General features: G+C 48.8%; 10 protein-coding genes. 6 read left to right on the top strand and 4 right to left on the bottom strand.

Annotated elements, in window-relative coordinates:
• Positions 1-288 precede the first annotated feature (288 nt).
• Positions 289-756, bottom strand: coding sequence for a hypothetical protein (locus CIK74_RS02400; RefSeq protein ID WP_096254185.1), 468 nt, complete (start codon positions 754-756; stop codon positions 289-291).
• A 328-nt stretch (positions 757-1,084) separates the two neighbouring features.
• Between CIK74_RS02400 and CIK74_RS02405 the strand changes: the two genes are divergently transcribed.
• Entirely contained in the window at positions 1,085-2,395 is a 1,311-nt protein-coding gene (locus tag CIK74_RS02405) for a hypothetical protein (RefSeq protein ID WP_170947706.1), read from the top strand.
• A gap of 760 nt (positions 2,396-3,155) precedes the next feature.
• Here the strand turns inward: CIK74_RS02405 and CIK74_RS02410 are convergent.
• Positions 3,156-3,770, bottom strand: a complete 615-nt coding sequence (locus CIK74_RS02410; protein ID WP_096254187.1) for a recombinase family protein — start codon at positions 3,768-3,770, stop codon at positions 3,156-3,158.
• A 360-nt stretch (positions 3,771-4,130) separates the two neighbouring features.
• On the opposite strand from CIK74_RS02410, the gene CIK74_RS02415 reads away from it, so the two are divergent.
• Both CIK74_RS02415 and CIK74_RS02420 read left to right on the top strand, forming a co-directional pair.
• Entirely contained in the window at positions 4,131-4,709 is a 579-nt protein-coding gene (locus CIK74_RS02415) for a hypothetical protein (RefSeq protein WP_240520437.1), read from the top strand.
• Positions 4,709-5,380, top strand: coding sequence for a hypothetical protein (locus tag CIK74_RS02420; RefSeq protein ID WP_141392843.1), 672 nt, complete (start codon positions 4,709-4,711; stop codon positions 5,378-5,380). The genes CIK74_RS02415 and CIK74_RS02420 overlap by 1 nt, the downstream gene beginning before the upstream one ends.
• Before the next feature lie 66 nt (positions 5,381-5,446).
• On the opposite strand, the gene CIK74_RS02425 is transcribed toward CIK74_RS02420, so the two are convergent.
• The gene (locus CIK74_RS02425; RefSeq protein ID WP_096254189.1) at positions 5,447-6,475 is read right to left on the bottom strand and encodes an IS630 family transposase; all 1,029 of its coding nucleotides are present in this window, start codon (positions 6,473-6,475) and stop codon (positions 5,447-5,449) included.
• A 154-nt stretch (positions 6,476-6,629) separates the two neighbouring features.
• Between CIK74_RS02425 and CIK74_RS02435 the strand changes: the two genes are divergently transcribed.
• On the top strand, positions 6,630-7,370 hold the full coding sequence (locus CIK74_RS02435) for a transposase (RefSeq protein WP_256382565.1): 741 nt from the start codon (positions 6,630-6,632) through the stop codon (positions 7,368-7,370).
• Positions 7,371-7,482: 112 nt separating this feature from the next.
• Here the strand turns inward: CIK74_RS02435 and CIK74_RS02440 are convergent, their stop codons facing one another.
• Positions 7,483-7,740 (bottom strand): hypothetical protein, encoded by a 258-nt coding sequence (locus CIK74_RS02440; protein ID WP_096254192.1) that lies wholly within the window; start codon positions 7,738-7,740, stop codon positions 7,483-7,485.
• A gap of 724 nt (positions 7,741-8,464) precedes the next feature.
• On the opposite strand from CIK74_RS02440, the gene CIK74_RS18415 reads away from it, so the two are divergent.
• Together CIK74_RS18415 and CIK74_RS02445 are read left to right on the top strand one after the other, a co-directional pair.
• The gene (locus CIK74_RS18415; protein WP_141392844.1) at positions 8,465-8,896 is read left to right on the top strand and encodes a hypothetical protein; all 432 of its coding nucleotides are present in this window, start codon (positions 8,465-8,467) and stop codon (positions 8,894-8,896) included.
• A gap of 120 nt (positions 8,897-9,016) precedes the next feature.
• Complete coding sequence (locus tag CIK74_RS02445; RefSeq protein ID WP_096254193.1) at positions 9,017-9,562, top strand: hypothetical protein; 546 nt, start codon at positions 9,017-9,019, stop codon at positions 9,560-9,562.
• The last annotated feature ends 489 nt before the right edge of the window (positions 9,563-10,051 follow it).

Genomic DNA, 10,051 nt, shown 5'->3' on the forward strand with positions numbered 1-10,051 from the left:
GGAAGAGTCAGTAGAGCCAGATTTCCACTGACTTAGTAAGTTATTTTCCAGTTAAGAGTATTCTCAGAAAATCACTCCACGATGATCACCGAGTGCCGAAAGAGCAACATTATTTGGTTTATGATGCCCAACGGAGCCACTTGTCTCTACATCAATTCACCGAATTTGAGGTGGCTTGCGAAAAAGAAAATAAACGACGCTACGGTTTCACCGTGCCGTAGCACGTCTGTTCCCGGTGTATAACTCACCAAAATAGCGGTCCGTGCGCTTGAAACCCTGAACTTGATACTACGATTTCGCTCGTTTAGACGCAGTAGAAAACCGACCTATGCACAAACCAACAAGCGCAGTCACGCCTGCCGCCACCAGCGAATAGATCAAGAAAAAGGGAACTGACAAGGCAAGCCAGCCCAGCAGAAGCTCGCCAACAGTAGCCAGGTCCGAATCCGTCACGAGATTCCAACAAAGATCAAAAACGCAAAGCCCGATAAATAACAAGGACGTTTCGCGGAGCAGTGACTTCCTCTTTTTCATCCAAATAGGAAGAATTACGCAGAGGAGAGTAGAGGCGATCACGAGTGCGCCTACCCATATGGCCCACTCAAGGATCCCAATGCGGTTGTCAGATGCGAGTACCGACACAAAGCACAGCACGACTGTCAAAATTGCTGTGGCTGACCACGCAAATAAACGAGTGCCCACATCCGGCGTCATTTGCCTCGGCGCAGCCTCGACATGATCATTTTTACTCAACATTTTCATTTCACCTCGACGATTCCCAGCGCTAACTTTTAGTCCGTTGGAGGGAATGGGCTTGAGCAGTTCATCTCTACGGAATGCTGATATTTTACCTTGTCTAGGGCAGTTTGGCATACACCTAGGAGTGACTTAGTTTTATTTTATACAACCTATTGCGGTTTACCGGGGGGACGGTAGTATCAATGGATCGCTTTGGAATAATCAAGGCATTATTGATCTGGAGAAATCTTTGAAATCCGCATTTCGGATGGGCGTAGTTGCCTTCACCAGTTTTTTCTTGGCCGCGAGTTCACTGGTTCCGGCGTATTCCAGTGAAGCCAGTAGCGTGAGTGATAGCGAATCAGAGGTCGCGGCCGCAGTGGAACCGACTGAGATTCCTATGCCCCTCTCTGACCTGGCCAATGAAATACTCGATACGCAGCCCGCCAATTCGTCCTCTACCCTTTCCTTTCCACCCATAGCAACTGCCCCGGTTCTTTATGTATATTCAATCGGCGCAATGACTGTCACCGACTCTGGGCTGACAATAAAGGATGGGTTTGGCAGAAATATACCGTTGACATTAGCTTCTGGGGATGGCTCGGGAGAAAATTTCTACTCCGGCACTACGCAATCTGGCAAAAAGGTCAATGTGCACTTGGTATCCAGCGAACCGGAAGCGCCGCTGCAGGATCCTGAAAGTCTGTGGCAGCCAGGCGATCCCATTGATGAAGTGCCGGTTAATGGCGAGGCTCACGAGACTGAAGTTGAGGTGACCCCCGCCCTCTTGGCATCATCTCAGATGAAACCGCTTTTAGCAGTGGCGACCACTGATGACGCGATGACAGTCGCCACGCCTGCAGGTGTAAACGTCAATCAAGTCTTAACCTACGATTCGACGCTTCAAGTTGCCCAGCCTGCGTCTCAAGTTTCACATGCTGGTGGGTCCATCACCATGTCCCGTGCCGACGGAAATACAGCCTTGGGTGTTGAGCTCGAGGATGAAAATGGGGCGTCGACTCTCACTGTTCCCATCGCAACTCCAGCTGCGGCGAAAAAGAATAATTGGACGGAGATCTACTACACCACCTTCATTGCGCCGAAATTTGTCAATGCCAAGCTATGCCGTCTGAGCAGCATGGATCATGTGACTATGTATCACAATGGCAACAATCGAAGTTGGAAAAGTCTTAGCAACGGTTCGGCTTACGCATCGTATAAAACCGTGGCAGGCGTCAAAGTCGACTGGGCAAGAAGAAAAATGTACAACATCGCCAAGGTGGGAATATCGAAGGGGTATGACCACAACTATAGGTTCACAAGGCAAAAGCAGGCTAGCGCCAAGGGAATCAAGTTTTCGAAGCAAAAACAAACTAGCACCTATGCGAACGTCGAGATCAAGCACGCTATCGGAAATCCACTTTGCAATGCTGCTGGAGCGATTAGCCACACAACAAATATCAAGATGTACCGATCTGGCCTTGTGAAAGTGATCAGTCTTCGGGTGCGAGTGCCTAATCACGAGGTGTATGCCCGAACGAACCTCAAGGGGTCATGGACGAACCTGGATCGACTCTCCGGAACAAGCTTCTATTGCCTAACCTTTCCATGCGGACGGCAAGGTATGAACAAATCGAGAATGCTTCCTATTCGCTAAACGCGCGAAAATCGGATGATCAACTCAGAAATTTCATAGGGGGATCCCAGTCCCATCGGAACCGGCATCTCACCGGTATCCGGTGGGATTCTTGATTTCTGGCACGACGAAGAGCGCTATACCGCCAGCGTTTGTGCCTCACACCACACGCCGGAACTGTCTTTTCTTTGTTGAGCTAACGAATGACCACCGCTTGAACTCTCAAGTTCTCAACGGGCCAGCCACCCTGCGCTGGCCTAACCCGTTGATCTATTCTTTGTGCAACAATCTGCGTTGGCGACCGCTTGTGATGAGCTTCCCGGCAATAGACCACGCTCGATCCCTCCACCGTTTCAAATCCCAACTTCCAGCCTCATACCGCGCAGGCAGACCTATAGGGCTGAAATATATGCCGGTATTCCCTAGCGGTTTGGTGTGTTGGAGCATGCCCAGAATTTTATGTGCCAGTTTTTCATGCTTACAGCACTGAGCACTGCCATTCGGGTTGGGGTTTATACCCCTGCTGACGTGCATTTCGGGATGATTCGGGACGACTGCGAACGTGGATGCTCAACGCCTAGAGGCGCTGAATTAGGCATGGGAGGAGCATATAGAGAGGTTTAGAAAGAACCGTCTACCGATGCAGATGTTACTGCCCGAAGTAGCTTGAATTAACGAACCGATTCAGCATGAAGAAGGAGAAAAGATATTGGTCTAAGACTTGGTGGTCTAACTTGACTTGAAAATTCCATTCCGGTAGAAGGCTCAGCAATGAACCTGCCTATCTCGAATTCAAGAGTTTCTGGCCATCTGACCGTAACTCACCAGTCGGCGAAACGTGGCGATAAAGTGTTTGTCGGGTGATATCGAGCTCTTCGCACAACACCCCAACTTTCGTTTCCTTATGCCCCATGGCAGCCATCGCCAACCGGACCTTGGCAGGAGTCATCTTGTACGGCCGGCCACCCTTATGGCCACGAGCGCGTGCCGAAGCCAATCCGGCCTTAGTACGCTCTGAGATCAGCTCGCGCTCGAATTCTGCCAGGGCGGCGAAGATCCCGAAGACGAGCTTGCCCGAAGCAGTCGTCGTATCAATAGCAGCGCCTTCACCAGTGAGGACTTTGAGTCCTATCCCCCGCTCGGTCAGATCATGCACTGTGTTCACCAGATGACGCAGATCTCGACCTAACCGATCCAACTTCCACACCAGCAACGTGTCACCAGAGCGCATCCCCTTTATACAGGCAGCGAGTTGAGGGCGGTCATCTTTACGCCCTGAAGCCTGATCCTCGTAAAGATTCTGCTCTTCAACCCCGGCACTCAAAAGAGCATCTCGTTGGAGATCCGTGCTTTGCGATCCGTCAGCTTTCGATACTCGCATGTAGCCGATCAGCATAGATTCAACCTCTTGTCATTTATACGGTCGTTTATGAGTTCTTGAGATTGTTGGAGATCCAGGTACCGGTTTACCCTCCAACCAACCGCATCCCCTGATTGCCCTGTGAAATTGATGAACTTTGACACTGAATTCCCGCTGTCTGATTAACAGTTCGTTCCGTCTCCCACATACGCTTTTATTCTTTTTATAGGGATCTATAACAAATGTGTTACAAAATCAGAAAAAGAGAAATTTTTCAACACCCTTGACTAGCATCGATGTATTGTTCAGGTAGTCGATCGAATTTATCAACTTTCAGAATTCAGCGAAATTCATCGTTCCATCCGACTAGTCCCTTTTGTCAGAAAGCAAAGCAGGATGATCATGCAAAAATCAAGAACCGACAGGCAAACTATGAACATGGGCAGAAAACTGAAGCTGCTTATTGCCGCACTGGCCTCAATGTTGCTAGTGCTAACAAGTGTTCCAGCAGCAAATGCAACATACTTTTCAGGGGGAATGTACACTACAAAGTTTTCAGTTCGATATGTCGGTGCGAATTCAACGATGAGCTCCCTGTTCGATCAAAGTAGAGGCAACTGGAATTCCGCGGGTGTAGGGGCTGGAATCTCGAAGAACCTCTCATCGGCACACGCGATGCGCGCCGGAAGCTACACCAATGAATGGTATGGGCTGTACTCCTCAACCGGGAACCGCGCACTCAAGACAACCAAATTCAACGTCTACGTCAACACTCGCACCCTGTACAGGGACATGCCAAACAAAGTAAGTACAACTTGGTACCTGAGCACCGGCACACATGAGCTTGGACATGCCTTGAGCTTGGCTGATAATCCGAGCACAAGTTCTGCATCTTTGATGAAACACAGCCGAAATCGATCTACTATTTATAAACCACAGACTTACGACAAAAATGAAGTGAAGAGGATCTACTAATGAGAAAGCTTCTGCCCCTAGCTGCCATTGCTGGAAGCCTTATGCTGGCTCTCACTTCGTGTTCTGGTGGTTCGACAACAGCGACCCCTCAATCGTCAGGTCAGGAAACCATCCAAGAGACGGTTCACATGAATGCTGATTATCCTTCGTACGGGTCTCCATTAGCAGCAGCTGCTAAAAGTGACCTCGTTGTAGTCGGGGTCCCCGTGAAGTCGTGGGATGAGATGATCTATCCTGACCGCGTTGATTCGGATGATCCAATCAAGAACCCACAAGCTGGGTTATCTGAGGAAGAGATCAATGAATTTATCGCAGATTCTGGGGTGCCCATTACAGTTACGGAGTTCGAAGTAACTGAGGTTGTCAGTGGTGAAGCCAAGGTTGGCGATAGGATTCTTGTGGATCAGCTGGGTGGCGCTAGCGGTGGAGTTACCTACGATGAAGAGAACACAACGAATATGCGCAATTTCTCTGCGTCAACTCTGCGTAGCGACAAAACTCGCATCATGCTGTCACTCGGCGAAAACCATAGCGGTCGTCGCGAACTTGTGAATCCCGAAGAAGGATTCAACTTCGTTTCCACCACCGGGGAAATCGATACAGTTGACGGCAAAAGTATCGGCAAGACTATAAAGTCGTTCAAGAAATCTTTGAATAAGGGAAATAACTAGCTTTCCCAATTGTTCTTAAATGATCAGTTCTATGGCTCTAGTTTTTCAAAAACGGTAGCCGGCCAGTCAGATCTTGTAATCAAACACCCGTGAACCGATATGCGCTTCAAACGCCGCAACCGTGGACTCAAAATCATCACGCTGCACGTCACTGATCGCGTTCTTCGCATCATTCCACACATGCTCAATCGGATTATGATCCGGCGCGTAGGGTGGGAAATTGATCAAATGAACATCCTGCAACGTCTGACCCGAGGCCAGTTCCGCGCGGATCAGATTGTTCTTATGCCACGAAGCGTTATCCCACACAATGACGATCTTCTTCCCCGGATGCAACCCCACCAAGGTCTGCACCGCTTCCAAAATAGTAGCGCTGTTCTGCCACTCCAACCGCAACGGCAGGCATTGGCCCGTGTTCTGATTCAGAAACCCGATAAACGACTGAGAAGCCGTTTTCCGGTCCACTTTCAACACAGTTTTCGTGTTCTTCTCGTACCACGCTTTGCGCACCACAGCTTCCTGATCGATACGCACCTCATCGGCCGCGAACACTAACGTGTTTTCGTCAGCCAACGGGTCCACTAGTTCTTCACGGATTTCCTTCACCCGCTGGTCAATAGCCTTTTCATCGGCACGACGCCGGTCAAACTTCTCCGGCTTATGAAAGGAGAGTCCAGCCATGCGCAGTAGGAAATGGTACGAGGAATTCGATGCGTACTCGATGTTGAACGTGGTCGATAACCAATGGTCCAGCTTCGGAACATCCCAGAACTGGGCCGGCAGATACTCGTCTCCTGGCGGCTGGGAGAGGACTTCGTTGACAGTTGCTCGTTGTTCCTCAGTGAGGAAGCTACGGTTCAGGTTTCCTACATGCCCGGTCAAGAGCGAAGCCATGCGCTGCTGGTGCCAATCTGTCATCCAGTCAACCAGTGTTGAGGGTTCGCGGTCCACGAATTCAGCAACAATTTCCGGGGCAACGTCCCGAGAAAGAAGCAGCAAAGCCTCAGCTTTCTTCACCACGAGTTTATGCGGTGCCTTGGCTTTGTACTCTTTGAGTAGCCGGCGTTCTTCATCGGAGAGCTGTGGGGTGCGCATAAACCAAAATTAACATTCCGGCAGTGTCAGGACAGGTTTAACGCGCCGTGATCAATGCTTTTTCAGAACCGCTTTTGAACTGTGACCGCCATATAACTCTACTACAGGGCTCACCCTCACCAAATTCCTTGAGCTGCTGGACCGCATCACAGAAATCCTCGAAAGCCGCACCTGCGCCTCCCAACCGCCGGGAGGCCGGCCTGTTGTACTCAGCCTTCATGACCAGCTGTACATCGCCCTGAACCTGCTACGCCACAACACCCGGCAGAACCTTCTGGCACACCTTCACGGGGTCAGTCAGCCCACGGTGTCACGCGCCTACCGACGAATGCTCCCGCTGATCAGTGAAGCCCTCGCCTTTGAACTACCCGACATCCACGATGCCTTGAACCGCGGTGAATCACTGATCATTGACGGCACTGACGTGCCTGTTCGCAAGCATAAACCAGCGATCAGAACGCACTACTCCGGAAAGAAACGCAAGCACTGCGTCAATGTACAGGTCCTCACCACAATCTCCGGACGGCTCATGCTCTTAGCCGAACCCGTTCCAGGAAGCCATCATGACCGCAAAGCCATTACCGAAAGCGGGCTGGAAGAACTTCTTGCCGGAACGCTATACCTTGGAGATTTGGGGTACCAAGGAACTGACGCGATGATCCCGTACAAGAAAGGTCAAAGGCCTGGAACTGGTGAGCTGATTGAGCATGATAAAGCGTTCAATGATCAGCTGGCGAAGATCCGGTGGGCGGTTGAGCAGGGTATCTCCCATTTGAAGAACTGGAAAATCATGGCAGAGATTTATCGGGGAGTTTTCCATGAGTTACCGTCGGTGATTCAGACGATTGGGCGGTTGGAATTCTTCCGCCTGCGGTCGTTGGGAACCCGGTTATGAATAGACTTCACTAGAAAATGAATTTCAACGAATACCAGTCAAGTGCAAGCCGAATCTGTTTAATTTAACAAGTAATGCTGTCAGAGTCATTGACTTGAGTCAGATCATCGACTTAGTCGACTGGAACTTTACTAGTTGGCAATACGGAATAACCAACCGAAACTGCTCCGACAAGCAGCAAAATCACCGGGATAACGTACATACTCCCGTCAACCTGTCGCTGGACGTTCTCCCCATCAACCATGAAATTGACAGTTGAGAATCCCGCCCAAAAGTTCAGCGCTTGATTGACAAAGATGAGAACAAGTCCAACAATCACACTTAAAACTCCGCTTCTTAGCAAAATCTCTTGTTTATTCATATTTTTCATGGTTATATCAACTCAATCCATTGTATTTATGAAAGGAAACTGGATGTCTCACCAACGCACACGCGGAGTCCTTGGGCTACTGTTAGCCTCGTTTATGATTATAGCCACAACATCCCCGAGTACAGCGGCAATAATGGCTTCAAAAGGATCGCCACAATCGAGTGACCAACATTTGACTAATGAAACTTATGTCTCAAAGGCGAACGCGTACGGGGCATATACCGCGGCCAAGCGTGGGAGTGCCACAATTCAAGACCGCCGGACAGCGTCCAATCAAACGTCCTCTCCATCGGCAGCGGATCCTGCATGCATCGCTTGCGGAAATGGACTAGTAAATAAATGGATTGTGTCGAAGGTTGGTTCCAAAGGAACTCAATTTGGCGCTTACAAGACCATCGCTTCAGGGACTGGGCCTGGAACACTCTCAAAAACAGTAACCCAATCACGTTCCAACACATACAGCGGAACATTATCCGCTTCAAAATCAGCTGTCAGCCTAGCCGTCGGTTTCAGCATCAGCACTTCCGTTTCTTCAACCACGACATATGAGGGTCAATTACTACCCAAGCGAAAAGGATATCTACAGGTTCGCCCCGTCTACGAAACTCAGAAAGTCAAGCAGGAATATAGAAAAGGCGGAAAGATAACTAAAACGACTTATCTCACGGCCAAAAAGTTCAAGCACTTTGACTACCGTATACGTTACTAATCGCAGGGGATAACTTTGAAAAAACCAAAAATGAGAAATAAGTTTATTGCAGGGCTGCTCACCTCATTCATGCTTTTCGCTGCACCCGCAGCATACGCCTCTCCAGAAGACCCCGTCGCGATTAGATCAATTACCCAGTTGAATGATCAAGATTTCATTAGTGAGTCAATCCAGAAAGGAAATTTTGTTGAAGATGCCTCTGGAAATCTGATCATCAAAGACACCAGATCAGCCATTTCCAACGTACTTGCAGTCCCTGCGTGCATTGCTTGTGTGAATGCAAAGTTCGTTGTCAAAAAGGTGGGTGGATCCACCAAATCTTATGGATCTTGGATAACCAAGGTAAGCGGAATGGGGCCAGGTTCCCTATCAAAATCTGTAGCCGTATCTGCTTCGAACTCCTACACTGGAACTCTCTCAGCCAGTAAGTCTTTGGTAATAAGGTGAGCGACGTCCATGATTTTGTGAGCTTTGATTACACTGACATAATCGACAAAACTGGCAAGTTCCCACCCCTGGAAGACTTTCTTGTTGACTAATCCACAAATGAACCGGAAGATTACTTAGGTGAAAACCAAGAAAATTCGATTATTTCTTCTTCTCGCCGTAGTGATCGGCGTACTTGTTTGGCTAGCCATCAGCATGACAAGAGGGCCGATCACAGTGGAGGAGCGCACATACAAACCGCATGAGCTAAGCCAGGCCTTAGAAGATCTTGGTTACACCGTTTCCACGCCCTCGTATGTACCAGACTCTTACCAGTTGGATCGTGTCTTGGTTACACAATTCCCTCCACAGGATAGTAATCCTAAACAGCTAACCCTTGTTTACAAGAATCAAAATGCAGCATCGTACGACCTGGTTGCTAAGGAACTGATACGTCCCTTTGCGGATGAGGTTAACGTTCAGGAATTTCCGACCGATCAACGTTCCGTTGTCGAGGTAAACGGCTCTGAGAGCGTAGTACTTACAACAGAAAACCCGGGAGCTAAATCGTTACGGATACTTTACGCTCCAGCCGCTGAAAAAATGTATCAAATTAACACCGAAAATAGAACCAATGATTCGATTTCAGAAAATGAAATGATTTCGGTACTCGAATCAATTAAATAAAACTCGTTAAAATGATCAAGTCAATTACAGCTGATTTGACCATTTTTAATTTCAATCAAAATTAGATATGAGTCTGATTTTAAATGTCGCCCGCAAGCCAGTCAGGTTTTGTGATCAAAAAATCCATGAACGCACCTGCTCTTCAATCGCTGTAGCCGTGGAATCGAATCATCACGCTGTACGTTACCGAGCGAGTTCTTTGTATCAATCCAGTCACGCTCAATCTGGTTGAGATCCCATTCTGATCCCGCGCTTACAGCGGAAAAATTAATTAAATGATGTGATGTCTCGTCACGTCGGTAGCAGGGGTGTCCCGAACCGCTCATACCACAGCAATGCTATGTTGAACAAGCCATTCACTCAGCTGAAACCACTTGATGTAACTTGGTACGCGCATAGGATCTGGTCGTACAGCTCATTCGATTTGCAAAGGTCATTTGTGTACAAAAAGCGCATCTCAAAGATTGTTGCCCCACTACTGCTCCTTCC

The organism is Glutamicibacter sp. BW77, from assembly GCF_002332285.1.
GTDB lineage: Bacteria > Actinomycetota > Actinomycetes > Actinomycetales > Micrococcaceae > Glutamicibacter > Glutamicibacter bergerei.